The sequence below is a fragment of the Enterobacter sp. 03-F-07-AD-ECC genome (assembly GCF_047530935.1).
GTDB classification, from domain to species: Bacteria; Pseudomonadota; Gammaproteobacteria; order Enterobacterales; family Enterobacteriaceae; genus Enterobacter; species Enterobacter cloacae.
In genome coordinates, this window is record NZ_JBLKBZ010000012.1 from 26,607 (window position 1) to 53,155 (window position 26,549).

The window sequence follows — 26,549 nt, forward strand, 5'->3', positions numbered from 1 at the left end:
TTCCACTCCTGCTTTTTTAAACAATACGTTTAAGCATAGCAGGAGCGGAAAAGGGGAAGGATCAGGCAAGCCAGCTACGAATTTTGGCTTCAATACCTGCGGCGTCCAGGCCAATTGCCGCGCGGGCTTCGTCCTGAGTACCTTGCGGAATGAAGTGATCCGGCAGACCAAGGTTCAGTACCGGAACGGCTTTACGGTTCGCCATCAGCACCTCGTTCACGCCGCTGCCTGCGCCGCCCATGATGGCATTTTCTTCCAGCGTCACCAGCACCTCATGGGTTTCTGCCATTTCCAGGATCAGGGATTCATCGAGCGGTTTCACAAAGCGCATATCCACCAGAGTGGCATTCAGCGCTTCAGCGACCTTAGCGGCCTCTGGCATCAGGGTACCAAAGTTCAGAATTGCCACTTTCTCACCGCGACGTTTCACCAGACCTTTACCTATCGCCAGTTTTTCCAGCGGTTGCAGCTCAACGCCCACCGCGTTACCGCGTGGATAGCGAACCGCGCTTGGACCATCCTGGTAGTGATAGCCGGTATACAGCATCTGACGACATTCGTTTTCGTCACTTGGCGTCATGATAACCATGTCCGGGATGCAGCGCAGGAACGAAAGATCGAATGCACCCTGGTGCGTCTGGCCGTCAGCACCCACGATGCCTGCGCGGTCGATAGCAAACAGCACCGGCAGCTTCTGGATGGCAACGTCATGGATCACCTGATCGTAGGCGCGTTGCAGGAAGGTGGAGTAGATCGCCACCACCGGTTTGTATCCACCAATCGCCAGACCCGCCGCGAAGGTGACTGCGTGCTGCTCGGCAATCGCCACGTCAAAATACTGGTCAGGGTATTTTTTGGAGAACTCGACCATGCCGGAACCTTCTCGCATAGCCGGGGTGATCGCCATCAGCTTGTTGTCTTTCGCCGCGGTTTCACATAACCAGTCGCCGAAGATTTTGGAATAGCTCGGCATACCGCCGCTGCTTTTTGGCAAACAACCGCTGGTCGGATCGAATTTAGGTACCGCGTGGAAAGTGATCGGATCTTTTTCCGCTGGTTCGTAACCACGGCCTTTCTTCGTCATGATGTGCAGGAACTGCGGGCCTTTCAGGTCGCGCATGTTCTTGAGCGTGGTGACCAGCCCCAGCACGTCGTGCCCATCAACCGGGCCGATATAGTTAAAGCCCAGCTCTTCAAAGAGTGTGCCCGGCACGACCATGCCTTTGATGTGTTCTTCGGTGCGCTTGAGCAGCTCTTTGATTGGCGGTACGCCAGAGAAGACTTTCTTGCCGCCTTCGCGCAGCGTGGAGTAAAGCTTGCCGGAGAGCAGCTGTGCCAGATGGTTATTCAGCGCGCCGACGTTCTCGGAAATCGACATTTCGTTATCGTTCAGGATAACCAGCATGTCCGGCTTGATATCGCCCGCGTGGTTCATGGCCTCAAAGGCCATCCCGGCGGTGATGGCGCCGTCGCCGATCACGCAGACGGTGCGGCGCTGCTTGTTCTCTTTTTCGGCGGCCACGGCAATACCGATACCCGCAGAGATGGAGGTGGAGGAGTGGCCGACGCTTAAAACATCGTACTCACTCTCACCGCGCCACGGGAACGGATGCAGGCCGCCTTTCTGGCGGATCGTGCCAATTTGATCGCGACGACCCGTCAGAATTTTATGTGGATAGGCCTGATGGCCCACGTCCCAGATGAGCTGATCGAACGGGGTGTTGTAGACGTAGTGCAGCGCAACGGTCAGCTCGACCGTGCCAAGCCCGGAGGCGAAATGTCCGCTGGAACGGCTTACGCTGTCGAGCAGATAGCGACGCAGCTCGTCGCACAGCTTCGGCAGGTTCTCTTTCGGCAACAGACGCAACTCCTGGGTGGAGTCAACTAACGCCAGTGTCGGGTATTTGGCAATATCAAAACTCATCAAAGGCTCATCGAGATAGTGTGTTTATTTATCACGCTGGATTATATAGTCCGCTAGCGCTTCCAGTGCCGAGGTATCGAGAGACTGCGCGGCCAGTTCATTCAGCGACTGGCGGGCTTCCTCTATCAGATCCCGGGCTTTACGCTGGGCTTGCTCAAGACCCAGCAGGGCGGGGTAGGTACTTTTGCCAAGCTGCTGATCCGCACCCTGACGTTTACCCAATGTTGCAGTATCGCCCACCACATCCAGAATGTCATCCTGAACCTGGAACGCCAGACCGATACTTTCTGCGTATCTGTCCAGAATCGGCAGGGCTTTGCGCCCCTGTTCACCCGCGCTCAGTGCGCCCAGGCGAACGGCGGCACGAATGAGTGCGCCCGTTTTATGCCGGTGAATACGCTCCAGCTGTTCCAGATTAACCTGACGTCCTTCTGCCTCCAGATCCAGCGCTTGCCCACCGCACATGCCGGCAACGCCGCTGGCCATCGCCAGCTCGGAAACCATTGCCAGACGGTCGCGATCGCTGACTTCTGCCATCGGCGCATCGCTCAGAATAGAGAATGCCAGCGTTTGCAGAGCATCCCCCGCCAGGATGGCATTCGCTTCGCCAAACTTAATATGGCAGGTTGGCTGACCGCGACGCAGATCGTCATCATCCATCGCCGGTAAATCATCGTGGATCAGCGAGTAGGCATGGATGCACTCAACGGCGGCAGCCGGGGCGTCCAGCGTAGTATCGCTGATACCAAACATATTGCCTGTGGCGTAGACGAGGAACGGGCGCAGGCGCTTTCCACCCAAGAGTGCACCATAGTGCATGGCTTCAACCAGTGGAGTGTTCTGAAAAGGTTGTGGCGCAATAAAACGGCGCAGGGCGTCGTTGGCGCGTATGACTCGCGCCTGAAGCTCGTTAGCAAAATCCATTTACTCGGCGTCCGGTGTGAAAGGCGTTGTCTTAGCGTCTTCGCTATCGGAAAGCAGGATCTGCACACGCTGCTCGGCCTGCTGCAGTTTAACCTGCCCCTGGCGCGCCAGCTGCACGCCACGCTCGAATTCGTTGAGCGCCTCTTCCAGCGGTAAATCACCGCTCTCAAGGCGGGTGACGATCTGCTCCAGTTCACTCAGCGCAGTTTCAAAACTGGCCGGTGCGTCGTTCTTCTTCGGCATAGTGAATTGACTCTTATATTCTCAGCCCCGACATGGTAACGGACTCGGGGCAATTATCAAATAACGCGCAATGTGCACAGGAACGGCGCGATGGTGGTATACTTGCGCGCCTGGATGCAGCCACGGGTGTGGGCTGTAATATTATTTTCCATTACAAGCCTTAATACGCTTGCCTAAGAAACATTGCCGCCATGAAGTTTATCATTAAATTGTTCCCTGAAATCACCATCAAAAGCCAATCTGTGCGTTTGCGCTTTATTAAAATTCTCACCGGGAACATTCGTAACGTTTTAAAACACTACGACGAAACCCTCGCCGTGGTGCGCCACTGGGATCACGTTGAAGTTCGCGCGAAAGATGAAAACAAACGTCAGGACATTCGCGACGCGCTGACCCGTATTCCGGGTATTCACCATATTCTGGAAGTGGAAGATGTTCCGTTCACTTCCCTGCATGACATCTTCGAAAAAGCGCTGGTGCAGTATCGCGACCAGATCGAAGGCAAAACCTTCTGCGTGCGCGTGAAGCGTCGCGGCAAGCACGAATTCAGCTCTATCGAGGTGGAACGTTACGTTGGCGGCGGTCTGAACCAGCATGTTGAAACGGCGCGCGTGCGTCTGACCAACCCGGATGTCACCGTGAACCTGGAGATCGAAAACGATCGCCTGCTGCTGGTGAAAGGGCGTTACGAAGGTATCGGCGGCTTCCCAATCGGTACCCAGGAAGATGTGCTGTCCCTGATTTCCGGTGGTTTCGACTCTGGCGTCTCCAGCTACATGCTGATGCGTCGCGGCTGCCGTGTGCATTACTGCTTCTTTAATCTGGGCGGCGCGGCGCATGAAATCGGCGTGCGTCAGGTGGCACACTATCTGTGGAATCGCTTTGGCAGCTCGCACCGCGTGCGCTTTGTGGCGATCAACTTCGAGCCAGTGGTTGGCGAAATCCTGGAGAAAGTGGACGACGGTCAGATGGGCGTGGTCCTCAAGCGTATGATGGTCCGTGCGGCCTCTAAAGTAGCGGAACGCTATGGTGTGCAGGCGCTGGTCACCGGTGAAGCGCTGGGTCAGGTTTCCAGCCAGACGCTGACCAACCTGCGTCTCATCGACAATGTCTCTGACACCCTGATCCTGCGTCCGCTGATCTCTCACGACAAAGAGCACATTATCGATCTGGCGCGCGAAATCGGCACTGAAGATTTTGCCCGTACCATGCCAGAGTACTGCGGCGTGATTTCGAAGAGCCCGACGGTCAAAGCGGTAAAAGCGAAGATCGAAGCGGAAGAAGAGCACTTCGATTTCAGCATTCTGGATAAAGTGGTGGAAGAAGCCTCCAACATCGACATCCGTGAGATTGCCCAGCAGACCGAGCAGGAAGTGGTTGAAGTTGAAACCGTGAGCGGTTTCGGTGCCAACGACGCGATTCTGGATATCCGCTCCGTTGATGAGCAGGACGACAAGCCGCTACAGGTGGAAGGGGTGGAAGTGGTTTCTCTGCCGTTCTATAAGCTGAGCACCAAATTTGGCGACCTCGACCAGAGCAAAACATACCTGCTGTGGTGTGAGCGTGGGGTGATGAGTCGCCTGCAGGCGCTGTACCTGCGTGAGCAGGGCTTTGCGAATGTGAAGGTGTATCGTCCGTAGTTTTTTGCGGGGGTGTGTGGCTTGATGCCCTCACCCAGACCCTCTCCCAAGGGGAGAGGGTGCAAACATTAAAAACGGCAACCTGAGGTTGCCGTTTTGCTTTTACCTACCGCCACCCGGCTTTTCTTTGCACTACTCTTCATAGTAGTTATAAATCCCCGCCGCCATCACCAGCGTGGAGGCGACTTCGTAGGCTTTCTCCCGCCCGACCAGCAGGTCAACAATCTTTAAGCCAAAGTCTATCGCGGTACCAGGCCCCTGGCTGGTGAGCAGGTTGACGCGCGGATCCCAGACGACGCGTTTATCCACCCACTGCTCTTCCGGGATGGTCTCTTTCAGCCCCGGGAAACCGGTCATGTTACCGATGGGAAAGATATTATGCGGAACCAGCACGGTACCGGCGGCGGCACAAATGGCAGCAACGATACGTCCCGACAGATGAAACTGTCTGACGGTTTCGACTAACAGAGTGCTGTCGCGAAAATACTCCGCCCCTTTCAGGCCGCCGGGCAGCACGATGATGTCATAGTCCCCGTCGGCCACCTGTACCAGTGGCGCATCCGCGAGGAGTTTCACTCCTCGGGAGCAGGTAATAGCCAGGTTGCCATCGCTGGCGACGCTGGCGGTGGTGACCTGAATGCCGCCACGCACCATGATATCGATGGTGGTGACCGCTTCTGTCTCTTCGCTACCAGGGGCGAGGCAAACCAGTGCCGACGCGCTCATATTCACTCTCCTTACGTTTTACCAGGTCATACAGGCGGGCGTTTTCCGGCACAGTGATACCGTGTGCGCGGGCGCGTTTTAGCAGATAGCCGGTGATGTAGTCGATTTCCGTGTGGCGTAGCGCCCGAACATCCTGCAACATGGATGAGATATTTTCTGCCGTACTATCAATAACCTGCTCGACATAATAGCGTAAATCATCCGCCGATGTGTGTAAGCCTTCACGCTCGATCACCGAGGCGACCTCGGCACAGAGGGTGGCAACCTCCTGCGGATGGTGCTTCAGTTCCCCGTTCGGGCAGTCCCACAGCGCCGTCAGCGGATTGATCACACAGTTAACGGCCAGCTTACGCCACAGCTGAGGGCGAATGTTGTTGTGCCAGGCCACGTCCGGAAGCACCGTTTGCAGGGTGTCTGCCAGATAACTGTAGTCGCCATCCTGGTCCCGGGCAGGTCCAATATGCGTGACGCCGCTGGCCACATGCACAATGATATTGCTGTCACGGCGCGCGGCATGCGTGGTGGTGGCCATCAGCAGCGGCTGCACAATGCTTTTCAGTTCATCAATCGTCCCCATGCCGTTATGCAGCAATAAAACGGGCGACGTGGAGGGAAGCTGGGCGGCCAGCGCTTTTACTGCATCTGAAACTTGCCACGCTTTGAGCGTCACCAGCAGCAGGTCGCTATGCGCCAGGAAATCAGGATCGTTCGCGATGAGGGATTCGTTAAAGATACTTCCGTCTTCACCAATCAGGTTTACACTGCAATAGGGCTGAGGTACGCGCAGCCAGCCCTGAACTTCGTGTCCGTGCTTGCATAGTGCGGTCAGCCAGAGCTGACCAAGGGCTCCGCATCCGAGCACTGTAATTTTCATTGTTCCTCCTCACCTGCAACTGCGCCAGGTGTTACGGCCTAAGTATAGCGCCGTCAGCTAAGCTTCTGTTGAGTTATGCCTCGTAGCGGGTATTATGCAACGCAACAAAAATGAAGGGAGAAGAAAAGATGCCATCTTTCGATATTGTTTCCGAAGTTGATATCCAGGAAGTTCGCAACGGCGTAGAAAACGCAACCCGCGAAGTTGAGTCACGTTTCGATTTTCGTGGCGTTGAAGCCTCGTTTGAGCTGAACGATGCCAATAAGACCATTAAGGTGCTGAGCGAATCTGATTTCCAGGTCAACCAGTTGCTCGATATTCTGCGTGCCAAGCTGTTAAAACGCGGCATTGAAGGGACCTCGCTGGATGTACCGGAAGAGTTCGTGCACAGCGGTAAAACCTGGTTTGTTGAAGCCAAACTGAAGCAGGGCATTGAGAGCGCGGTTCAGAAGAAAATCGTTAAGCTCATCAAAGACAGCAAGCTGAAGGTTCAGGCACAGATCCAGGGTGAAGAAATTCGTGTTACCGGAAAATCCCGTGATGATCTGCAGTCCGTCATGGCGCTGGTGCGCGGCGGCGATCTGGGACAACCGTTCCAGTTTAAAAACTTCCGCGATTAAAACGAAAAAGCCCGGTTTAACCGGGCTTTTTTTCAGGCTTTCAGCGCCTGTTCAACTTCAAAGCGGTTTGTCACCTTACTGTCTATTTTGACATACGCGCTGCGCTCTTCTGCCGCGAGAAGCACTTCACTCACGCCCTCTGTCGATGCAAGACGCTGTTTCAGCGCATCGTTGATCTCAACGTCGTCAGGAATTTCTACCCGCAGGCTACTGACGTAGCGCGGCTCTTTCATGGTACCGGCAACCAGCAGCCAGACCGTCGCCAGCAGTGCGCCTGCGAGGAAGACGGTTTGGGAATCAAACAGGCCGTCGACCCAGCCGCCGAGGGCACCGCCAATGGCCACGCCGATGAACTGGCTGGTGGAGTAAATCCCCATCGCCGTGCCTTTATAACCGGCAGGGGATTCTTTGCTGATTAGTGACGGCAGCAGGGCTTCCATCAGGTTAAACGCCAGGAAGAAGAGCTGCACACCGGCAATCAATTCCCAGAAGTGGGGGCCAGCGCCCCAGAGCACGATCTCGGCAATCAGCAATACCGCCACACAGCCGATGAAAACGCGCTTCATTTTGCGCTTTACTTCGGCATAGATAATAAACGGTACCACCGAGACGAACGAAATCACCATCGTCACCAGATAGATTTTCCAGTGTTCTGCCGCCGGGAAACCTGCGGCAGCCAGCTGACCGGGCAGGGCGACAAAGGTCGACATCAACAGAATGTGCAGACACATAATGCCTAAGTTAAGCTTCAACAGGCGCGGCTCAACCAGTACCTTGCTAAAGCAGCCTTTGACCATCCCGGATTCACGGTTGAGGACGTGGTTTTTGCTGTCCGGTACCACCCACAGCGTTAAGGCAATACCGATGGTCGCCAGCATGGCAATCATCCAGAACAGGGCGTGCAGGCCAAGCGTGTGGGTAATAATGGGGCCGAGCACCATCGCAATCGCAAACGTGACGCCAAAGCTCACGCCGATAAATGCCATCGCTTTGGTACGGTTCTGTTCACGGGTTAAATCCGACAGCAGCGCCATCACGGCGGCGGCAATCGCGCCGGAGCCCTGCAGGGCGCGGCCAAGAATAATTCCCCAGATGGAGTGGGAGAGGGCGGCGATGATGCTACCGAGCACAAAAACCAGCAAACCACCGACAATGAGCGGCTTGCGGCCGACGCGGTCAGAGAGCAGACCAAACGGGATCTGGAATACCGCCTGAGCCAGACCATAAATACCAATCGCCAGGCCAATCAGCGCTTCGCTGGCGCCCTGCAATGCCATGCCGTATGTGGTCAGAACAGGCAGGACCATAAACATGCCAAGCATCCGTAGCGAGAAAACAGTCCCTAAACCCCAGGTCGCACGCAGCTCGCCCGGTGTCATTTTATAATCGTTCATTGCCACCTCAATTCAAAAGCAGGCCATAGTGTAGTGCGGGGAAGGGGCGGGGTAAATAAAGGGTTATTTAACAAATATTACATGCGTTATTGATAGATTCAGTGAATAAAAAAGGGTGCCGAAGCACCCCTTTATTCACCTGTTGTGGCTTACCAGACGTAAGTCAGCAGGTTATGCGAATCCGGCACCATAAAGTCCACGGACATCATCACGGACAGCGAGGTGATGGCAACAATCGAGAACACAAACAGTTTGCGTGCCCAGACTTTGTCATCTTCCACTTTGTAACCGCGCAGGGCCATACCGAGCCACCAGACGCTTACCGCTGCGGCCACCGCCAGATATTTATACCCGGCGTAACCCCCCAGCGAGAGCATCAGCGTTGCCACGGCAAAGGCGATGATGTACAGCGTGATGTGGTTCTTGGCAACGGAAATACCTTTCACGACCGGCAGAACCGGAATGTTCGCTGCCTGATAATCCTTAAAGCGGAAAATCGCGATGGCATAGGAGTGCGGCATCTGCCACAGGCTAAAGATAGCCAGCAGGATCAGCGCACCGCTGTCGAACTCGTTCGTGACGGCGCAGTAGCCAATCACCGGCGGCGCAGCGCCGGAGAGAGAACCAATCAGCGTGCCGTAGACGGAGTGACGCTTCATATACAGGCTGTAAACGCCCACATACACCACGAACCCCATCACCCCCAGCCAGCAGGCCAGCGGGTTAGCACCAAACCACAGCAGCATAAAGCCAGCAATACCCAGCAAGGTGGCGTACACCAGCGAGACGGAAGGGGCGATCAGGCCTTTCACCAGCACCCGATTTTTGGTCCTTTCCATCTTCTTGTCGATATCCATGTCGATGTAGTTGTTAAATACACAACCGGACGCAACAACCAGTGACACACCGACCAGCGTGTAGATAAAGAGGGTGTAATCAATGCTGCCTTTGGAGGCCAGCAGGAACCCTCCGATCACGGAGATCAGGTTGCCAAAGATGATGCCTGGTTTCGTTACTTGCAGGTATTGCTTAAACATACTCGCCGCTCTTAGTGAACCATCATGTTGTAGTTAAGGTTCCACATAATCCAGATGGAACCGACTACCAGGATAGCGATGATAATCACGGTAAAGATGAAAGCCGTCATGTTCCAGCCTTCATCGGACTTGGTGTTCATGTGCAGGAAGCAAACCAGATGCACCAGAATCTGAATCACCGCGGTCACCAGGATTGCACCCAGAATAACCGGCTTAGACGCAGAACCGCTCATCACCATCCAGAACGGGATCACCGTCAGGATGATCGACAGGATAAAACCTGTCATGTAGGTTTTTACGCTACCGTGGGAAGCGCCATGATCGTTTGAATGACTCATTACATCGCCCCCATCAGATAGACAACAGAGAACACACAGATCCACACCACGTCCAGGAAGTGCCAGAACAGGCTCAGGCACATGATACGGGTACGGTTAGTGCTGGTCAGGCCGCGACGGGAGATCTGGAACATCAGAACCGCCATCCAGATCAGACCGGAGGTCACGTGCAGACCGTGGGTACCGACCAGCGCGAAGAACGCAGACAGGAAGCCACTACGATCCGGCCCGAAGCCTTCCATAATCAGGTGATGGAATTCATAGATTTCCATCCCGATGAATCCAGCACCAAACAACCAGGTCAACGCCAGCCAGGAGACAACCTGGCTCTTGTTGTTTTTGTACATGGCGATAGCCGCCATGCCGTAGGTGATGGAGCTGAATAACAGCAGTGCGGTTTCAACCAGAACGAACGGCAGTTCAAAAATGTCCTTGCCGGTCGGGCCGCCCGCTGTGCCGTTCACCAGAACGGCATAGGTTGCGAACAGACAGCAGAACAGAATGCAGTCGCTCATCAGGTAGATCCAGAACCCGAAGACTTTCGTCGGTCCTGTATCGTGGTGCGCATGTTCATGCGCGTGGGCAGTCGAGTGCGCCAGAGTATCAGTTGCCATTTTTCAGCCCCGCTTTAGAAATCTCGTCGAAATGCTGATTTTCCAGCTTTTCAACTTCACGGACTGGTACGTAGTAGTCCACGTCCTCGTCAAAGCTCTTCACAATCCAGCTGATTACGATGCCAGCGAAGCCAACAATCGCCATCCACCAGATGTGCCAGATCATTGCGAAACCAAATACCGTTGCGAAAGCGGCAATCACGATGCCCGCTGCGCTGTTTTTCGGCATATGGATCTCTTCGTAATGGTCAGGTTGCTTGTACGCTTCACCTTTTTCTTTCATTTCCCAGAATGCATCACGTTCGTGAATGTGCGGCACTACGGCAAAGTTATAGAACGGAGGTGGAGAAGAGGTCGCCCACTCCAGCGTACGGCCACCCCATGGGTCACCGGTCAGGTCGCGGTTCAGGTTACGGTCACGGATGGACACGTAGTACTGAATCAGCTGGCACAGGATACCGCAGGCAATCAGCGCGGCACCGCCCGCTGCAACCATCAGCATTGGGTGGAACTGCGGATCGATCTGCTGGCTCAGACGACGGGTCATACCCATGAAGCCCAGCACGTACAGCGGCATAAATGCTACGAAGAAGCCAATGATCCAGAACCAGAACGCGCGTTTACCCCATTTCTCGTTCAGCGTGAAGCCGAACGCTTTTGGCCACCAGTAGGTTACGCCAGCGAAGCAGCCGAAGACCACGCCACCGATGATAACGTTATGGAAGTGCGCAATCAGGAACAGACTGTTGTGCAGAACGAAGTCAGCACCCGGTACCGCCAGCAGTACGCCGGTCATCCCACCTACGGAGAAGGTGACGATGAAGCCGATGGTCCACAGCATCGCTGAGTGGAACACGATACGGCCCTGGTACATGGTGAACAGCCAGTTGAAGATCTTCACCCCGGTAGGGATGGCGATAATCATGGTGGTAATACCGAAGAAGGCGTTTACGTTCGCGCCCGCACCCATAGTAAAGAAGTGGTGCAGCCAAACGATGAACGACAGAACGGTAATACAGACGGTTGCCCACACCAGAGAGGTGTAACCAAACAGACGTTTACGCGAGAAGGTTGCTGCGATTTCGGAGAACACACCGAAGACAGGCAGAACCAGAATGTACACTTCCGGGTGACCCCAGGCCCAAATCAGGTTGATGTACATCATCATGTTGCCACCCATGTCATTCGTGAAGAAATGGGTGCCCAGGTAGCGGTCCAGGGTCAGCAGCGCGATGGTGACGGTCAGAATTGGGAAGGATGCGATAATCAGTACGTTGGCGCACAGAGATGCCCAGGTAAATACCGGCATCTTGAACATGGTCATACCAGGTGCACGCATCTTCAGGATGGTCACGAAGAAGTTGATACCGGTCAGGGTGGTACCGACACCGGAGAGCTGAAGCGCCCAAATCCAGTAGTCAACGCCAACGCCCGGACTGTATTCAATTCCTGACAGCGGTGGGTAAGCCAGCCAACCGGTCTGAGCGAATTCGCCCACGCCCAGTGACAGGTTAACCAGGATAACGCCGACAACCGTAAACCAGAAGCTCAGGTTGTTCAGGAACGGGAACGCAACGTCGCGCGCGCCAATTTGCAGCGGAACGACAACGTTCATCAGACCGATAACCAGCGGCATCGCCACGAAGAAGATCATGATAACGCCGTGAGCGGTAAAGATCTGGTCGTAGTGGTGCGGTGGCAGGAAGCCGGCTTCACCCGCAGACGCGAGTGCCTGCTGGCTACGCATCATGATCGCATCCGCAAAGCCACGAATTAACATGACGATACCGACGATGCAGTACATGATACCGAGTTTTTTGTGGTCAACCGAAGTCAGCCACTCGTTCCACAGGTAGCTCCACTTACCGAAGTAAGTGATCAAGGCCAGTAAGGCCGCGCCACCGATGATAATGGCAGCCACCGTAACCATGATAATCGGTTCATGGTAGGGCACTGCATCCAGTGTCAATTTTCCGAACATTTTCTTCCTCGGCCCCTTAGTGAGCGGTTTCCGCGTGGCTCATGTCCATGCCTTCCATACCTTCATGCGCGCTATGCTCGCCTTCAGGCTGGGTCATGTCCATGCTCTTGCCGTGATCCATAAATTTGCCAATAACGTCTTTGAACAAATCAGGTTTCACGTTAGAGAAGTACTCCACCTTGTTGTATTCGCTAGGTGCAGCCACTTTTTCGAACGCCGCCATGTCAGACATGGTGTTTGGAGACTGCTTCGCTTTTGCAACCCATTGGTCGAAAGCGGCACGGTCCGGCGTCGCAATAGCTTTGAACTTCATACCTGAGAAGCCCGGGCCGCTATAGCTGGCGGAGATACCATCATAGGTGCCTGCTTCATTCGCGATCAGGTGCAGGTTGGTCTGCATACCGGCCATCGCGTAAATCTGGCTACCCAGACGTGGGATGAAGAAGGAGTTCATTACGGAGTTGGAGGTCACTTTGAACTGAACCGGAGTGTTCGCCGGGAAGGCGATTTCATTCACGGTAGCAATGCCCTGCTCTGGATAGATGAAGAACCATTTCCAGTCCATGGAGACCACTTCAATGGTAATTGGTTTTTCATCGTGAACCAGCGGTTTGCTTGGCTCAAGTGCGTGAGTGGTTTTCCAGGTCAGCACAGCGAGGAACAGGATGATCAGAATAGGAACCGTCCAGACCACAGCTTCCACTTTATTGGAGTGTGACCAGTTAGGGCTATACTTCGCATCTTTATTGCTCGCACGATACTTCCAGGCGAAACCAACAGCCATCAAAATGGCTGGAATAACCACAATCAACATCAGGCCAAATGCCGTCAGTATCAGTGAACGTTGTTCCAGTCCAATCTGTCCTTTGGGGTCAAGTAGTGCAGAATCGCAGCCACTGAGTAATACAGTGCCTGCGAATAATGACAACCATCCCAAACTTTTATTGTATTTCCTGAGTCTCATTTAACGACCTCAATTCCACGGGAGTCTGGTGGCGTTTAAAGTGTGGGGGCATTTTACGGGAAGGTTACATTACTGTAAACATCATTAGGCCTGTGTCAGGAAGGTGTTACCGGGTTCTGCCGCACATGTCACAAGTGTTGCAAATTATGTCGGTTTTTATGACCGAAGCCGCATGGCATGGGCTTTATAACGAAAGGACCCCCAAGCATACTCTAAAAGGGGCAATTGGTATAACCATTGTTAAAAATAAACAAAAAATTAACAATTAATTATCAATAAAAAGACAATTTAAAGACGAAAATTCAATCTTTCCCAAGCTGAATCGTTTAATGAAAAATAGCCTGAAAGAAATGGCTCCAATAATTTCCGAATCCTATCCCGCACAAAACAACAAATATTTTTTTTAGCGTTTGTCGGTTATTTCACCGTTATAATTTCGGCCGGTGATTACAACGGGAAATAACCTTTCGCTTTTATCTTCAGGTTGTCTGCGTTTTACGCAGAGCCAGAAAATCGAGCAGCCCACCGAGCAGGATCCCGACGACCGCCAGCAGGGCGCCGACATCAAGGAGAAGGGCTTCAAGAGGAAGCTCCAGGGGGGTAGTGGCATTGATAATGAGCACCACGAGCCATAACCCCAGCGCCAGACATCCCACCATTAACAGGCGTAGCGCAAAACGGTAGGCGCGCTGATATTCCGTTCGCGGCATAAAGTGTTCTGTTCGCTGGGTATATTCCAGCGTCTGGCGGCAGACCAGCAACAATAAAATGCCTGGCACGGCTGCAACCACGGAGAAGAGATAAAACGTTGGCCAACCGTGCGCTTCAACAAACCAACCGGCAATCGGCCCCACATATACGCGGCCCACGGCAGAAAGCGCCGAGAGCAGGGCGAACTGCGTTGCAGAAAACGACTTGTTGCACAGCGTCATCAGCAGGGCGACAAACGCCGCGGTACCCATTCCGCCACACAGGTTCTCAAAGAACACTGCTGCCGCCATGCTAATCATATGTTTATCGGTAATCGACAGCAGCCAGTAACCCGCGTTAGACGCCCCCTGCAGAATGCCGAAGATCAGCAACGCCCGGAACAGGGTCAGGCGCTGCATCAACACCCCGCCGTAAAGTGCGCCGACGATAGTGGCAAACAGCCCGAGGGTTTTGTTAACCACTCCCACTTCACCGGCATCGAACCCGACGCCGCGGATCAGGAACGTGGTGGTCAGGCTCATCGCGAAGGCATCACCCAGCTTATAAAGGACGATGAGCAGCAGGATCAGCCAGGCATTGTTGCGGCCAAAGAAATCACGCAGCGGTTCGGCAACGGCCTGCTCCAGAGAACGGGGGACCGGGATCACGTCGCTCGGTTCAGGGGCGAGGAGGGTGGCAATAATGCACGGGATCAGCAGGGCGGCCATCAGCCAGTACATGCCCTGCCAGCCCAGATAGCGGTCAGCCAGCCACAGCGCCAGCCCACCAGATACCAGCATGCCGAGGCGATAGCCCAGCACGCTGATGGCCGCACCGGCTCCACGCTCTTCTGCGGGTAACACGTCCGTTTTCCAGGCATCAAACACGATATCCTGTGACGCGGAACAGAAGGCGATCACCACCGCAAGCCCCGCCATCCAGCGAAGCTGTGTCGACGGCTCAAGGAATCCCATGGCGGCAATGGCCAGCAACAGCAGGACCTGCGTCATTACCAGCCAGCCACGACGACGGCCCAGGAACGGCGGGGTGTAGCGATCCATCACCGGCGACCACAGGAACTTAAAGACATACGCCTGGCCGACGAGCGAGAAGAAGCCAATGGTTTTGAGATCGATATTCTCAACCGTCATCCAGGCCTGCAACGTGCCGGAAGTGAGCGCGAGGGGTAAACCGGAGGCAAAGCCAAGGATCAGCAGAATGGCTGATTTGGGTTGCTGGAAAATGCGTAAGTAATGACTGGCCATGTTCTTAAAAACTGACCCGGTAAAACACCGGGTCAGTCAGCAGGATTAACGCGCGTTTTGCTTGATAAAGTCGTGAATGCTGGTGTCCTGCGCCATATCGGCGATGGTATCGGTCAGCACGCTGTTTACGGCGTTAGCAATGTTCTGGTTAGAGGCCTGGAAAGCACCTTCTACGGAGTAGCTGGCACGATAGTTTTTGGTCATCTTGTTGCCGTTCTTCGCGGTAGCGATGATGGCGATGTCCGCTTTGGTGGAGATGTTGTAGCGCACGTTACCCTGGGAAACGTCAGCGTACAGGTTGTTAACGATGATCTGCAGATCAACCGCGCCGCTTGGGCCAATCATGTAACCACGAGAGGTCATCTGTTTCTCCAGCACTTCCTGCAGCAGGAAACGCAGGTCACGGGAAGCGGTCAACGTCACCAGCTGGTTGTCGCGGGTCACTTTCGCCAGGGCCTGATCCTGACGCTGATCGGCACCGTTAATGCTCACGGTCACGCCCATCAGGCTTGGATCTTGCTGAGGCAGCGTGATTTTTGGTGAGACATCAATAGTTGTTGGCGGGGTAGCGCAGCCTGCCAGCATAAAGAGGGCTACCAACGGAAAGAAGAGTTTTTTTAACATTTTCGGGTTCTCAACGAATCGTAAGCATATAGAGAGAAAAATTGCCGCCATCATAACATCGCTAACGGCCAGGGGAAGTGGTCAACGCATGTAAATTCATCGCCTTGTCTGAAAACTGACCAGTTCGCCCTTTTTCTCAACCTGTGTGTGACAAAACGTATGAGCCTCACAGTGAACTTCATTCGTTTGAATGAGAAAATAAGACGAAAGCTAAATATTTGTTGTCTTGTTGTAATGGAACCGGTAAAAGCGGCTAACATTTAAAGGGATGGGTGACATCCTGGCGTTGTCGGAGGAGTAATTTCATGATGATACGTGAGCAGATAGAAGATAAATTAAGGGCAGCGTTCAACCCTGTGTTCCTCGAAGTCGTCGACGAAAGCTATCGTCATAACGTGCCGGCAGGTTCTGAAAGCCACTTCAAAGTGGTTCTGGTTAGCGATCGCTTCACGGGAGAACGTTTCCTGAACCGACACCGCTTGATCTACAGCACCTTGACGGAAGAACTCTCCACAACCGTACATGCGCTGGCATTGCATACCTACACCATTAAGGAGTGGGAAGGCTTGCAGGATACGGTTTTTGCATCCCCGCCTTGTCGCGGTGCAGGCACCATCGCCTGATAAATCGGATTTGCAACCGCTGGAGTTTTTCCAGTATGTTGCTTACAGATTTCCTCAAAACGGCCTTCGGGCCGTTTTGTTTTGTCTGAGTTTTGAGCGGATGGTGCGATTTTAAGGCTAAAAATAGCCTTAAAGTGTGAAAAAAGCCGCAGCAACATGCCCCAACCGTTCTCGACTCACCTAAGTGATGCCGCTATAATGCCGCGTCTTATTGAATGTCTTCGGGATGATTCTGGCGACAGGGAATGTGAATCTGCACTAAGAGAGCATCCCGGTAAAACAGACAGATTCAGAGTTGACCGAGCACTGTGATTTTTTTGAGGTAACAAGATGCAAGTTTCAGTTGAAACCACTCAAGGCCTTGGCCGCCGTGTAACGATTACTATCGCTGCTGACAGCATCGAAACTGCTGTGAAAAGCGAGCTGGTCAACGTAGCAAAAAAAGTACGTATTGACGGCTTCCGTAAGGGCAAAGTACCAATGAATGTTGTTGCTCAGCGTTATGGCGCTTCCGTGCGTCAGGATGTGCTGGGTGAACTGATGAGCCGCAACTTTATCGATGCGATCATCAAAGAAAAGATCAATCCGGCCGGTGCGCCGAACTACGTTCCAGGCGAATACAAACTGGGCGAAGACTTCACCTACTCTGTAGAGTTTGAAGTGTATCCGGAAGTAGAGCTGAAAGGTCTGGAATCTATCGAAGTTGAAAAACCGATTGTTTCCGTGACCGACGAAGATGTTGACGGCATGCTGGATACCCTGCGTAAGCAGCAGGCTAACTGGAAAGAGAAAGAAGGCGCTGTTGACGCTGAAGACCGCGTCACCATCGACTTCACCGGTTCTGTAGACGGCGAAGAGTTCGAAGGCGGCAAAGCGACTGACTTCGTACTGGCAATGGGTCAGGGTCGTATGATCCCGGGCTTCGAAGACGGTATCAAAGGCCACAAAGCGGGCGAAGAGTTCACCATCGACGTGACCTTCCCTGAAGAGTACCACGCTGAAAACCTGAAAGGTAAAGCAGCGAAGTTCGTCATCAACCTGAAGAAAGTGGAAGAGCGCGAACTGCCAGAACTGACTGAAGAATTCATCAAGCGTTTCGGCGTGGAAGATGGTTCTGTTGCTGGTCTGCGTACCGAAGTACGTAAAAACATGGAACGCGAGCTGAACGGTGCTGTGCGTAACCGTGTGAAATCTCAGGCTATCGAAGGCCTGGTGAAGGCGAACGAAATCGACGTTCCAGCTGCGCTGATCGACAGCGAAATCGACGTACTGCGTCGTCAGGCTGCACAGCGTTTCGGTGGCAACCAGCAGCAAGCGATGGAACTGCCACGCGAGCTGTTCGAAGAGCAGGCAAAACGCCGCGTTGTTGTTGGTCTGCTGCTGGGCGAAGTGATTCGTACCCACGAGCTGAAAGCTGACGAAGAGCGTGTGAAAGGCCTGATCGAAGAGATGGCTTCTGCATACGAAGATCCATCAGAAGTTATCGAGTTCTACGGTAAGAACAAAGAGCTGATGGACAACATGCGCAATGTTGCCCTGGAAGAGCAGGCTGTTGAAGCGGTACTGGCGAAAGCGAAAGTGACCGAAAAAGCGACCTCTTTCAACGAACTGATGAACCAGCAGGCGTAATTTCGCCCCGAAGGTTTAAAGTTTGAACAAAAACCCGTTGCCTTCCGGCAACGGGTTTTTTTTATCGCACCAATAGCCCAGGAAGGGTGCTAAAACGCCCTTTCGGTGTTAGCGTAACAACAAAAGGTTGTTATGCTTGAAATAGGGCAATGTAAACCCCATAAGTGTGTAATCAGATGAATGAGACTGGCTGATAATCCGTCCGTAAGGTTACAATCAGTACAGCAGGTGTTTTCAATTTTGATCCAGGAGACGGAAATGTCATACAGTGGCGAACGAGATAACTTTGCACCCCATATGGCTCTGGTGCCAATGGTTATTGAACAGACCTCACGTGGTGAGCGTTCTTTTGATATCTATTCCCGTCTTCTCAAGGAACGCGTTATCTTTCTGACCGGCCAGGTGGAAGACCACATGGCTAACCTGATCGTGGCGCAGATGCTGTTTCTGGAAGCGGAAAACCCGGAAAAAGACATTTACCTGTACATTAACTCCCCAGGCGGCGTGATTACGGCAGGTATGTCCATTTATGACACCATGCAATTCATCAAGCCTGATGTGAGCACTATCTGTATGGGTCAGGCAGCATCTATGGGTGCCTTCCTGTTAACCGCAGGGGCAAAAGGCAAACGTTTCTGCCTGCCGAATTCCCGCGTGATGATTCACCAGCCGCTGGGTGGTTACCAGGGGCAGGCGACGGATATCGAAATCCACGCCCGCGAAATTCTGAAAGTAAAAGCGCGCATGAATGAACTTATGGCGCAGCATACGGGTCAATCTCTTGAGCAGATCGAGCGCGATACCGAGCGCGATCGCTTCCTCTCTGCTTCAGAGGCAGTTGAGTACGGCTTAGTCGACTCCATTTTGACCCATCGTAATTGATGCCCGCGACGCGAGTGTGCCGCTATACTAAGGTAAAGCGGCACTCTGCTTGAGAGCAGCTTGCGTCTGAAAATGGCATTTGCGTCGTCATGTGCGGCACAAAGAACTTAAAAAGAGGTTTGGACTCATGACAGATAAACGCAAAGATGGTTCGGGCAAACTGCTGTACTGCTCTTTTTGCGGCAAAAGCCAGCATGAAGTGCGTAAACTGATTGCCGGGCCGTCCGTGTATATCTGCGACGAATGTGTTGATTTATGTAATGACATCATTCGCGAAGAGATTAAAGAAGTAGCGCCTCACCGCGAGCGTAGCGCGCTGCCGACACCGCATGAAATTCGTCATCATCTGGACGACTATGTCATCGGTCAGGAGCAGGCTAAGAAAGTGCTGGCGGTAGCGGTATATAACCACTACAAACGCCTGCGTAACGGTGATACCAGCAATGGCGTAGAGCTGGGTAAAAGTAACATTCTGCTGATCGGCCCAACCGGTTCCGGTAAAACGCTGCTGGCTGAAACGCTCGCACGCCTGCTGGATGTGCCGTTCACCATGGCGGATGCCACCACCCTGACCGAGGCCGGTTACGTGGGTGAAGATGTGGAAAACATCATCCAGAAACTGCTTCAGAAGTGCGATTACGACATACAGAAAGCCCAGCGCGGGATCGTCTATATCGATGAGATCGACAAGATCTCCCGTAAATCAGACAACCCGTCTATCACCCGTGACGTATCAGGGGAAGGTGTACAGCAGGCATTGCTGAAGCTGATCGAAGGGACCGTTGCCGCAGTGCCCCCGCAGGGTGGCCGTAAACATCCGCAGCAGGAGTTCCTGCAGGTTGATACCTCCAAGATCCTGTTCATTTGTGGCGGTGCTTTCGCCGGTCTGGATAAAGTTATCTCCCACCGTGTTGAAACCGGCTCCGGCATTGGTTTTGGCGCAACGGTGAAGGCCAAATCCGAGAAAGCGAACGAAGGCGAACTGCTGTCTCAGGTTGAACCAGAAGATCTGATCAAGTTTGGTCTGATCCCAGAATTCATTGGGCGTCTGCCGGTTGTGGCTACGCTGAATGAACTGAGTGAAGAAGCCCTGATCCAGATCCTGAAAGAGCCGAAAAACGCGCTGACCAAGCAGTATCAGGCGCTGTTTAACCTGGAAGGCGTTGAGCTGGAATTCCGTGATGAAGCGCTGGATGCGATTGCGAAGAAAGCGATGATCCGTAAAACCGGTGCCCGTGGTCTGCGTTCCATCGTTGAAGCGGCGCTGCTTGATACCATGTACGACCTGCCTTCCATGGAAGATGTCGAAAAAGTGGTTATCGACGAGTCCGTTATCGGTGGTCAAAGCAAGCCGCTGCTGATTTACGGGAAACCGGAAGCGCAGCAGGCATCTGGCGAATAATTCACCAAATCATACAAGCAGTTAATCAAAAAGGGGGGATTTTATCTCCCCTTTACTTTTTCCGTATTCATGGCGTTGAATGTGTGGGAAACATCCCCATATACTGGATTACATGTTAATGGTTGTGTGAAGCACTGTTACATGACCAGTTTACCTGGCGGACACTAAACTAAGAGAGAGCTCTATGAATCCTGAGCGTTCTGAACGCATTGAAATCCCCGTATTGCCGTTGCGCGATGTGGTGGTTTATCCGCACATGGTCATACCCTTATTTGTAGGGCGGGAAAAATCTATCCGTTGCCTCGAAGCCGCCATGGATCATGATAAAAAAATCATGTTGGTTGCGCAGAAGGAAGCTTCGACGGATGAGCCGGGTGTAAACGATCTTTTCACCGTCGGGACCGTGGCCTCTATTTTGCAGATGCTGAAGCTGCCTGACGGCACCGTTAAGGTGCTGGTAGAAGGCCTGCAGCGTGCGCGTATTACCACCCTGTCTGACAATGGCGAACATTTCTCTGCCAAGGCAGAGTACCTTGATTCGCCTCAGCTTGATGAGCGCGAGCAGGAAGTGCTGGTGCGCACCGCGATTAGCCAGTTTGAAGGCTATATCAAGCTGAACAAGAAAATTCCACCAGAAGTGCTGACGTCGCTGAACAGCATCGACGATCCCGCACGTCTGGCGGACACCATCGCAGCGCATATGCCGCTGAAGCTGGCGGACAAACAGTCCGTGCTGGAGATGTCCGACGTTAACGAACGTCTGGAATATCTGATGGCGATGATGGAGTCTGAAATCGATCTGCTGCAGGTTGAGAAGCGTATTCGCAACCGCGTGAAAAAGCAGATGGAAAAATCGCAGCGTGAGTACTATCTGAATGAGCAAATGAAAGCCATTCAGAAAGAACTCGGCGAGATGGACGACGCGCCGGACGAAAACGAAGCGCTGAAGCGTAAGATCGACGCGGCAAAAATGCCGAAAGAGGCCAAAGAGAAAGCGGAAGCTGAACTGCAGAAGCTGAAAATGATGTCTCCGATGTCGGCTGAAGCGACGGTGGTGCGTGGCTACATCGAGTGGATGGTTCAGGTGCCGTGGAATGCCCGCAGCAAGGTCAAAAAAGACCTGCGTCAGGCGCAGGAGATCCTGGATACCGACCACTACGGCCTGGAGCGTGTTAAAGACCGCATCCTTGAGTACCTTGCGGTACAAAGCCGTGTAAACAAACTGAAAGGCCCAATCCTCTGTCTGGTTGGACCGCCAGGGGTAGGTAAAACCTCTCTGGGCCAGTCCATTGCGAAAGCGACCGGACGTAAATATATCCGTATGGCGCTGGGTGGCGTACGCGACGAAGCGGAAATCCGCGGCCACCGTCGTACCTACATCGGTTCTATGCCGGGTAAATTGATCCAGAAGATGGCGAAAGTAGGGGTTAAAAACCCACTGTTCCTGCTCGATGAGATCGACAAAATGTCGTCGGATATGCGTGGCGATCCGGCCTCGGCTCTGCTGGAAGTGCTTGATCCAGAACAGAACGTGGCGTTCAGCGATCACTACCTGGAAGTGGACTACGATCTGAGCGATGTGATGTTCGTGGCGACCTCCAACTCCATGAACATTCCGGCTCCGCTGCTGGATCGTATGGAAGTGATCCGTCTGTCTGGTTATACCGAAGACGAGAAGCTGAATATTGCGAAGCAGCATCTGCTGCCGAAACAGATTGAGCGTAACGCACTGAAAGCCAACGAACTGACCGTCGAGGACAGCGCGATTATCGGCATCATTCGCTACTACACTCGCGAAGCGGGCGTGCGTAGCCTTGAGCGTGAAATCTCGAAACTGTGCCGTAAAGCGGTGAAACAGCTGCTGCTGGATAAGAGCCTGAAGCACATCACCATTAACGGCGACAATCTGCATGCCTATCTGGGCGTTCAGCGTTTCGACTATGGCCGTGCGGACAACGAAAACCGCGTGGGTCAGGTCACCGGTCTGGCATGGACGGAAGTGGGCGGCGATCTGCTGACCATCGAAACCGCCTGTGTGCCAGGTAAAGGTAAGCTGACCTACACCGGTTCTTTGGGTGAAGTCATGCAGGAGTCCATCCAGGCGGCCTTGACTGTGGTTCGCGCACGTGCGGAGAAACTGGGGATCAACCCGGATTTCTACGAAAAACGTGACATCCACGTTCACGTCCCGGAAGGGGCAACGCCGAAAGATGGCCCAAGCGCCGGTATCGCGATGTGTACCGCGCTGGTCTCCTGTCTCACAGGGAACCCGGTGCGTGCTGATGTCGCAATGACCGGTGAAATTACCCTGCGTGGTCAGGTTCTGCCAATTGGTGGGTTAAAAGAAAAACTGCTGGCGGCACATCGTGGTGGGATCAAAACCGTATTGATTCCTTACGAAAATAAACGCGATCTGGAAGAGATTCCGGACAACGTGATTGCCGATCTGCAGATCCATCCTGTTAAGCGAATTGAGGAGGTTCTTACTCTCGCATTGCAGAATGAACCCTCCGGAATGCAGGTTGTGACCGCAAAATAGTGACCTCGCGCAAAGAGCGTCAATAAAAACAAGGCTGGTAAGTCATTTCGCACTTGCCAGCCTTTTTTTGTATAGCTAATTTAGATTGCTGATTAGGTCAGCCATCAACAACGGGTGTTGTAAGGTCATGGCAGGCCTGATATAACTGCTGCGCGGTCGCGTTGTGAAGGATTCAGGCGCGATATAAATTATAAAGAGAGGAAGAGAACAGTGAATAAATCTCAACTGATTGACAAAATTGCTGCTGGTGCTGATATTTCTAAAGCTGCAGCTGGACGTGCGTTAGATGCATTAATTGCTTCTGTTACTGAATCTCTGCAGGCTGGGGACGACGTTGCACTGGTAGGCTTCGGTACTTTTGCTGTTAAAGAGCGTGCTGCCCGTACTGGCCGCAACCCTCAGACCGGTAAAGAGATCACCATTGCTGCCGCTAAAGTGCCGGGTTTCCGTGCAGGTAAAGCGCTGAAAGACGCAGTAAACTGATTGCTTTCCCGTTTCAGGGAAGCCGAAAAGTACAAGGGCGCATCATTTGATGTGCCTTTTTTATTTGTCCAGACCTGATTTGTGCGAGTTTATGCGAGTTGTGGGCTGACAATCGCCCCGTTTTCTTGTCACAATACGCCTTTACGCGCGACGGTCAGGATTTTCCGTTAGCGTCAGGTAACCAGTCACCTACAGCGGAGTGTTGTTACACCATGATGGACAGCTTACGCACGGCTGCTAACAGTCTCGTGCTCAAGATTATTTTCGGTATCATTATCGTGTCGTTCATATTGACCGGCGTGAGCAGTTACCTTATCGGCGGTGGCGCAAACTATGCCGCAAAAGTGAACGGCCAGGAAATCAGCCGCGGTCAGTTCGAGAACGCGTTTGCCGGTGAACGTAACCGTATGCAGCAACAGCTGGGCGACCAATTCTCTGAGCTGGCTGCGAACGAAGGATACATGAAAACCCTGCGCCAGCAGACGCTGAATCGCCTGATTGACGAAGCGCTCCTCGATCAATATGCCAAAAAACTGGGGCTGGGTATCAGCGATGAGCAGGTTAAAAAAGCCATCTTCTCGACTCAGGCTTTCCAGTCTAACGGCAAGTTCGACAACGCTCGCTATAACAGCATTGTGAATCAGATGGGCATGACGGCCGATCAATACGCGCAGGCGCTGCGTAACCAGCTGACGACGCAACAGCTCATCAATGCGGTGGTTGGTACTGATTTCATGCTCAAAGGTGAAACTGACGAACTGGCAGCCCTGGTGGCACAGCAGCGTGTTGTGCGTCAGGCGACCATTGATGTGAATGCGCTCGCGGCGAAGCAGCAGGTGAGCGACGCAGAGGTTAACGCCTGGTACGAGCAGAATAAAAACAGCTTTGTTGCACCTGAGCAGTTCCGCGTGAGCTATATCAAGCTGGATGCTGCTGCGTTGCAGGAAACCGCGACTGATGCAGAAATCCAGTCTTACTACGATCAGCATCAGGATCAGTTCACTCAGCCGCAGCGTAACCGCTACAGCGTGATTCAGACCAAAACCGAAGCCGATGCCAAAGCGGTGCTGGATGAGCTGAACAAAGGCGCAGATTTCGCCACCGTTGCGAAAGCAAAATCCACCGACATCATCTCTGCCAAAAATGGCGGCGATATGGGCTGGCTGGAAGCGGCGACTACGCCGGATGAGCTGAAAAATGCCGGTCTGAAAGACAAGGGCCAGCTGTCGGGTGTGATTAAATCGTCCGTTGGTTTCCTGGTTGCGCGTCTGGATGATATCGAAGCCGCTAAAACCAAACCACTGGCTGAGGTGCGTGATGATATCGCCGCCAAAGTGAAGCAGGAAAAAGCGCTCGATGCGTACTATGCCCTGCAGCAGAAAGTGAGCGATGCGGCGAGCAACGACAACGAATCTCTGGCCGGTGCAGAGCAGGCTGCTGGCGTGAAAGCGGTTGAGACCGGCTGGTTTGGCCGAGACAACCTGCCGGAAGATCTGAACTTCAAACCGGTTTCGGATGCCATCTTTAACGGTGGTCTGGTGGGCGAGAACGGTACGCCGGGCAGCAACTCCGATATCATTACCGTTGACGGTGACCGTGCGTTTGTTCTGCGCGTGAGCGAGCACAAGCCTGAAGCGGTAAAACCGCTGGCGGAAGTGAAAGATCAGGTTGTGGCGCAGGTTAAACATAGCAAAGCGGAACAGCAGGCAAAACTGGATGCTGAGAAGATCCTGGCTGACCTGAAAGCCGGTAAAGAAGACGCCCTGAAAGCGGCGGGTCTGAGCTTCGGTGACGCGAAAACGCTGAGCCGTACCGGTCAGGACCCAATCAGCCAGGCTGTGTTTGGTCTGAGCCTGCCAGCGAAAGACAAACCGAGCTTCGGGACAACAACCGACATGCAGGGGAACGTCGTTCTGCTGGCGCTGGATGAAGTGAAAGCCGGCACCATGCCAGAAGCGCAAAAGAAAGCAATGGTTCAGGGTATCACCCAGAACAATGCCCAGATTGCTTTCGAAGCGATGATGAGCAACCTGCGTAAAGAAGCCAAAATCAAGCTGGGCGATGCCATCACTCAGCAGCAATAATTACGTATCTGCTCGCAGATTTTCGTAACGCTCTGCAAACCCTGAAGGCCGCTTTCGCGGCCTTTTCCATTTCTGTAAATGCATATTTGAGCCTCCTTTGGCTGACGGCTATGGTGACATGGCTGTCAACAAACAAGGAGATAACAGCATGAAATGTGGAATCAAAGCACTGCTAATCACACTGGCTATTGCCGCCACCGGAATGAGCGCAGGCGCACTGGCGGCGGCCCCCGCAGCCAAAACGCAGTCTGTACAGAGTAAAACTGACCCCGCTGCACAGGCATCTGCTCAAACCAAAGCCGCTGAACCTGGAAAAAGCACAGAGGACGACGGTACACGCGTCAGCATTAATACGGCCTCGGCTGAAGATCTCGCCCGCGTGATGAACGGCGTAGGGCTAAAAAAAGCGCAGGCTATCGTCAGCTACCGTGAAGAGTACGGCCCGTTTAAAACGGTTGACGACCTCAGGCAGGTTCCGGGGATGGGCAGTTCACTGGTTGAGCGCAACCTCTCACACCTGACGTTGTAATTTCAGTTTTACTTGCACAGCAGCAAAAGTTTGCCAGGATAAAGAGGTCATACCAGTCTTGACCTCTTATCCTATAACAACAGTAAAGGCTATTGCGCTATGCAGACAAAAATCAAAGTACGCGGTTTTCATCTTGATGTTTACCAGCACGTGAATAACGCCCGCTATCTCGAATTTCTTGAAGAGGCGCGCTGGGATGGGCTGGAAAACAGCGAAAGCTTCCAATGGCTGACCGCGCACAACATCGCGTTCGTGGTCGTCAACATCAATATCAACTACCGTCGCCCGGCCGTGCTGGGGGATGTGCTTACAGTGACCAGCCAGGTACAACAGCTAAACGGGAAGAGCGGCGTGCTCAGTCAGGTCGTGACGCTGGATCCGGAAGGGCAGGTGGTAGCCGATGCGCTGATCACCTTCGTTTGTATCGATCTGAAAACGCAGAAAGCACTGCCGCTGGAAGGGGAGTTGCGGGAAAAGCTGGAGTTGATGATCGTGTGATTTTTTGTCTTTTATAAAAGAC

Annotated in this window: 24 protein-coding genes; 11 read left to right on the forward strand and 13 right to left on the reverse strand. The window is 53.3% G+C overall.

Going from position 1 to position 26,549, the window contains the following annotated elements:
- Window positions 1–61: 61 nt before the first annotated feature.
- Genes dxs through xseB form a run of 3 tightly spaced genes read right to left on the reverse strand, consistent with a single transcriptional unit; the run spans window position 62 to window position 3,091 of the window.
- The gene (dxs, locus tag ACMWKA_RS17170) at window positions 62–1,924 is read right to left on the reverse strand and encodes a 1-deoxy-D-xylulose-5-phosphate synthase (RefSeq protein WP_023622252.1); all 1,863 of its coding nucleotides are present in this window, start codon (window positions 1,922–1,924) and stop codon (window positions 62–64) included.
- A gap of 24 nt (window positions 1,925–1,948) precedes the next feature.
- Window positions 1,949–2,848 carry a (2E,6E)-farnesyl diphosphate synthase gene (gene ispA / locus ACMWKA_RS17175; protein WP_014830869.1) on the reverse strand — a complete coding sequence of 300 codons (900 nt, stop codon included), beginning with the start codon at window positions 2,846–2,848 and terminating at the stop codon, window positions 1,949–1,951.
- On the reverse strand, window positions 2,849–3,091 hold the full coding sequence (gene xseB, locus ACMWKA_RS17180) for an exodeoxyribonuclease VII small subunit (RefSeq protein ID WP_008503331.1): 243 nt from the start codon (window positions 3,089–3,091) through the stop codon (window positions 2,849–2,851). It abuts the gene before it with no gap.
- A 191-nt stretch (window positions 3,092–3,282) separates the two neighbouring features.
- Between xseB and thiI the strand changes: the two genes are divergently transcribed.
- Window positions 3,283–4,731, forward strand: a complete 1,449-nt coding sequence (thiI, locus tag ACMWKA_RS17185; RefSeq protein ID WP_013095844.1) for a tRNA uracil 4-sulfurtransferase ThiI — start codon at window positions 3,283–3,285, stop codon at window positions 4,729–4,731.
- Between the two features lie 132 nt (window positions 4,732–4,863).
- On the opposite strand, the gene yajL is transcribed toward thiI, so the two are convergent.
- Together yajL and panE are read right to left on the reverse strand one after the other, a co-directional pair.
- Window positions 4,864–5,457 carry a protein deglycase YajL gene (gene yajL / locus ACMWKA_RS17190; RefSeq protein ID WP_013095845.1) on the reverse strand — a complete coding sequence of 198 codons (594 nt, stop codon included), beginning with the start codon at window positions 5,455–5,457 and terminating at the stop codon, window positions 4,864–4,866.
- Window positions 5,420–6,331, reverse strand: a complete 912-nt coding sequence (gene panE, locus ACMWKA_RS17195) for a 2-dehydropantoate 2-reductase (RefSeq protein ID WP_414760449.1) — start codon at window positions 6,329–6,331, stop codon at window positions 5,420–5,422. The genes yajL and panE overlap by 38 nt, the downstream gene beginning before the upstream one ends.
- A gap of 128 nt (window positions 6,332–6,459) precedes the next feature.
- Between panE and ACMWKA_RS17200 the strand changes: the two genes are divergently transcribed.
- Window positions 6,460–6,951, forward strand: coding sequence for a YajQ family cyclic di-GMP-binding protein (locus ACMWKA_RS17200; RefSeq protein WP_008503327.1), 492 nt, complete (start codon window positions 6,460–6,462; stop codon window positions 6,949–6,951).
- 32 nt (window positions 6,952–6,983) lie between these two features.
- Here ACMWKA_RS17200 and ACMWKA_RS17205 read toward each other — a convergent pair whose 3' ends face one another.
- From ACMWKA_RS17205 to ACMWKA_RS17240, 8 genes are all read right to left on the reverse strand, one after another.
- Window positions 6,984–8,345, reverse strand: a complete 1,362-nt coding sequence (locus ACMWKA_RS17205; RefSeq protein WP_414760450.1) for an MFS transporter — start codon at window positions 8,343–8,345, stop codon at window positions 6,984–6,986.
- 149 nt (window positions 8,346–8,494) lie between these two features.
- On the reverse strand, window positions 8,495–9,382 hold the full coding sequence (gene cyoE, locus ACMWKA_RS17210) for a heme o synthase (RefSeq protein WP_013095848.1): 888 nt from the start codon (window positions 9,380–9,382) through the stop codon (window positions 8,495–8,497).
- 11 nt (window positions 9,383–9,393) lie between these two features.
- Window positions 9,394–9,720: a cytochrome o ubiquinol oxidase subunit IV gene (locus tag ACMWKA_RS17215; protein ID WP_006176899.1), complete on the reverse strand. Its 327-nt coding sequence runs from the start codon at window positions 9,718–9,720 to the stop codon at window positions 9,394–9,396.
- Window positions 9,720–10,334, reverse strand: coding sequence for a cytochrome o ubiquinol oxidase subunit III (locus ACMWKA_RS17220; protein ID WP_003859057.1), 615 nt, complete (start codon window positions 10,332–10,334; stop codon window positions 9,720–9,722). Before ACMWKA_RS17220 ends, ACMWKA_RS17215 begins: the two co-directional genes overlap by 1 nt.
- Window positions 10,324–12,315, reverse strand: coding sequence for a cytochrome o ubiquinol oxidase subunit I (cyoB, locus tag ACMWKA_RS17225; protein WP_013095850.1), 1,992 nt, complete (start codon window positions 12,313–12,315; stop codon window positions 10,324–10,326). Before cyoB ends, ACMWKA_RS17220 begins: the two co-directional genes overlap by 11 nt.
- Window positions 12,316–12,331: 16 nt before the next feature.
- Window positions 12,332–13,279: a cytochrome o ubiquinol oxidase subunit II gene (gene cyoA / locus ACMWKA_RS17230; protein ID WP_013095851.1), complete on the reverse strand. Its 948-nt coding sequence runs from the start codon at window positions 13,277–13,279 to the stop codon at window positions 12,332–12,334.
- A gap of 479 nt (window positions 13,280–13,758) precedes the next feature.
- Window positions 13,759–15,234 carry a muropeptide MFS transporter AmpG gene (ampG, locus tag ACMWKA_RS17235; protein WP_414760451.1) on the reverse strand — a complete coding sequence of 492 codons (1,476 nt, stop codon included), beginning with the start codon at window positions 15,232–15,234 and terminating at the stop codon, window positions 13,759–13,761.
- 45 nt (window positions 15,235–15,279) lie between these two features.
- On the reverse strand, window positions 15,280–15,858 hold the full coding sequence (locus ACMWKA_RS17240) for a lipoprotein (RefSeq protein ID WP_013095854.1): 579 nt from the start codon (window positions 15,856–15,858) through the stop codon (window positions 15,280–15,282).
- Window positions 15,859–16,163: 305 nt separating this feature from the next.
- On the opposite strand from ACMWKA_RS17240, the gene bolA reads away from it, so the two are divergent.
- The 9 genes from bolA to ACMWKA_RS17285 all read left to right on the forward strand — a co-directional run bounded on the left by bolA (window position 16,164) and on the right by ACMWKA_RS17285 (window position 26,527).
- On the forward strand, window positions 16,164–16,481 hold the full coding sequence (bolA, locus tag ACMWKA_RS17245; RefSeq protein WP_013095855.1) for a transcriptional regulator BolA: 318 nt from the start codon (window positions 16,164–16,166) through the stop codon (window positions 16,479–16,481).
- Window positions 16,482–16,811: 330 nt separating this feature from the next.
- Entirely contained in the window at window positions 16,812–18,110 is a 1,299-nt protein-coding gene (gene tig / locus ACMWKA_RS17250) for a trigger factor (RefSeq protein ID WP_013095856.1), read from the forward strand.
- A gap of 258 nt (window positions 18,111–18,368) precedes the next feature.
- A complete protein-coding gene (gene clpP / locus ACMWKA_RS17255) occupies window positions 18,369–18,992 on the forward strand; it encodes an ATP-dependent Clp endopeptidase proteolytic subunit ClpP (protein WP_013095857.1) in 624 nt (207 codons plus the stop codon).
- 127 nt (window positions 18,993–19,119) lie between these two features.
- On the forward strand, window positions 19,120–20,394 hold the full coding sequence (gene clpX, locus ACMWKA_RS17260) for an ATP-dependent protease ATP-binding subunit ClpX (protein ID WP_414760452.1): 1,275 nt from the start codon (window positions 19,120–19,122) through the stop codon (window positions 20,392–20,394).
- A gap of 184 nt (window positions 20,395–20,578) precedes the next feature.
- On the forward strand, window positions 20,579–22,933 hold the full coding sequence (gene lon, locus ACMWKA_RS17265; protein WP_013095859.1) for an endopeptidase La: 2,355 nt from the start codon (window positions 20,579–20,581) through the stop codon (window positions 22,931–22,933).
- Between the two features lie 210 nt (window positions 22,934–23,143).
- A complete protein-coding gene (gene hupB / locus ACMWKA_RS17270; RefSeq protein ID WP_002444653.1) occupies window positions 23,144–23,416 on the forward strand; it encodes a nucleoid-associated protein HU-beta in 273 nt (90 codons plus the stop codon).
- Between the two features lie 212 nt (window positions 23,417–23,628).
- Window positions 23,629–25,500: a peptidylprolyl isomerase gene (gene ppiD / locus ACMWKA_RS17275; protein WP_414760453.1), complete on the forward strand. Its 1,872-nt coding sequence runs from the start codon at window positions 23,629–23,631 to the stop codon at window positions 25,498–25,500.
- A 148-nt stretch (window positions 25,501–25,648) separates the two neighbouring features.
- Window positions 25,649–26,029, forward strand: a complete 381-nt coding sequence (locus ACMWKA_RS17280) for a helix-hairpin-helix domain-containing protein (RefSeq protein ID WP_108454100.1) — start codon at window positions 25,649–25,651, stop codon at window positions 26,027–26,029.
- Window positions 26,030–26,128: 99 nt separating this feature from the next.
- A complete protein-coding gene (locus ACMWKA_RS17285; RefSeq protein ID WP_014830880.1) occupies window positions 26,129–26,527 on the forward strand; it encodes a YbgC/FadM family acyl-CoA thioesterase in 399 nt (132 codons plus the stop codon).
- Window positions 26,528–26,549: the final 22 nt, after the last annotated feature.

Coding starts and splice junctions, on each gene's coding strand:
- ACMWKA_RS17200 (WP_008503327.1), top strand. CDS start 6,460: ATGCCATCTTTCGATATTGTTTCCGAAGTTGATATCCAGGAAGTTCGC.
- ACMWKA_RS17220 (WP_003859057.1), bottom strand. CDS start 10,334: ATGGCAACTGATACTCTGGCGCACTCGACTGCCCACGCGCATGAACAT.
- tig (WP_013095856.1), top strand. CDS start 16,812: ATGCAAGTTTCAGTTGAAACCACTCAAGGCCTTGGCCGCCGTGTAACG.
- ACMWKA_RS17215 (WP_006176899.1), bottom strand. CDS start 9,720: ATGAGTCATTCAAACGATCATGGCGCTTCCCACGGTAGCGTAAAAACC.
- ACMWKA_RS17205 (WP_414760450.1), bottom strand. CDS start 8,345: ATGAACGATTATAAAATGACACCGGGCGAGCTGCGTGCGACCTGGGGT.
- ispA (WP_014830869.1), bottom strand. CDS start 2,848: ATGGATTTTGCTAACGAGCTTCAGGCGCGAGTCATACGCGCCAACGAC.
- xseB (WP_008503331.1), bottom strand. CDS start 3,091: ATGCCGAAGAAGAACGACGCACCGGCCAGTTTTGAAACTGCGCTGAGT.
- ACMWKA_RS17280 (WP_108454100.1), top strand. CDS start 25,649: ATGAAATGTGGAATCAAAGCACTGCTAATCACACTGGCTATTGCCGCC.
- thiI (WP_013095844.1), top strand. CDS start 3,283: ATGAAGTTTATCATTAAATTGTTCCCTGAAATCACCATCAAAAGCCAA.
- cyoE (WP_013095848.1), bottom strand. CDS start 9,382: ATGTTTAAGCAATACCTGCAAGTAACGAAACCAGGCATCATCTTTGGC.
- yajL (WP_013095845.1), bottom strand. CDS start 5,457: ATGAGCGCGTCGGCACTGGTTTGCCTCGCCCCTGGTAGCGAAGAGACA.
- cyoB (WP_013095850.1), bottom strand. CDS start 12,315: ATGTTCGGAAAATTGACACTGGATGCAGTGCCCTACCATGAACCGATT.
- ppiD (WP_414760453.1), top strand. CDS start 23,629: ATGATGGACAGCTTACGCACGGCTGCTAACAGTCTCGTGCTCAAGATT.
- lon (WP_013095859.1), top strand. CDS start 20,579: ATGAATCCTGAGCGTTCTGAACGCATTGAAATCCCCGTATTGCCGTTG.
- ACMWKA_RS17285 (WP_014830880.1), top strand. CDS start 26,129: ATGCAGACAAAAATCAAAGTACGCGGTTTTCATCTTGATGTTTACCAG.
- clpP (WP_013095857.1), top strand. CDS start 18,369: ATGTCATACAGTGGCGAACGAGATAACTTTGCACCCCATATGGCTCTG.
- clpX (WP_414760452.1), top strand. CDS start 19,120: ATGACAGATAAACGCAAAGATGGTTCGGGCAAACTGCTGTACTGCTCT.
- bolA (WP_013095855.1), top strand. CDS start 16,164: ATGATGATACGTGAGCAGATAGAAGATAAATTAAGGGCAGCGTTCAAC.
- cyoA (WP_013095851.1), bottom strand. CDS start 13,279: ATGAGACTCAGGAAATACAATAAAAGTTTGGGATGGTTGTCATTATTC.
- ampG (WP_414760451.1), bottom strand. CDS start 15,234: ATGGCCAGTCATTACTTACGCATTTTCCAGCAACCCAAATCAGCCATT.
- dxs (WP_023622252.1), bottom strand. CDS start 1,924: ATGAGTTTTGATATTGCCAAATACCCGACACTGGCGTTAGTTGACTCC.
- panE (WP_414760449.1), bottom strand. CDS start 6,331: ATGAAAATTACAGTGCTCGGATGCGGAGCCCTTGGTCAGCTCTGGCTG.
- ACMWKA_RS17240 (WP_013095854.1), bottom strand. CDS start 15,858: ATGTTAAAAAAACTCTTCTTTCCGTTGGTAGCCCTCTTTATGCTGGCA.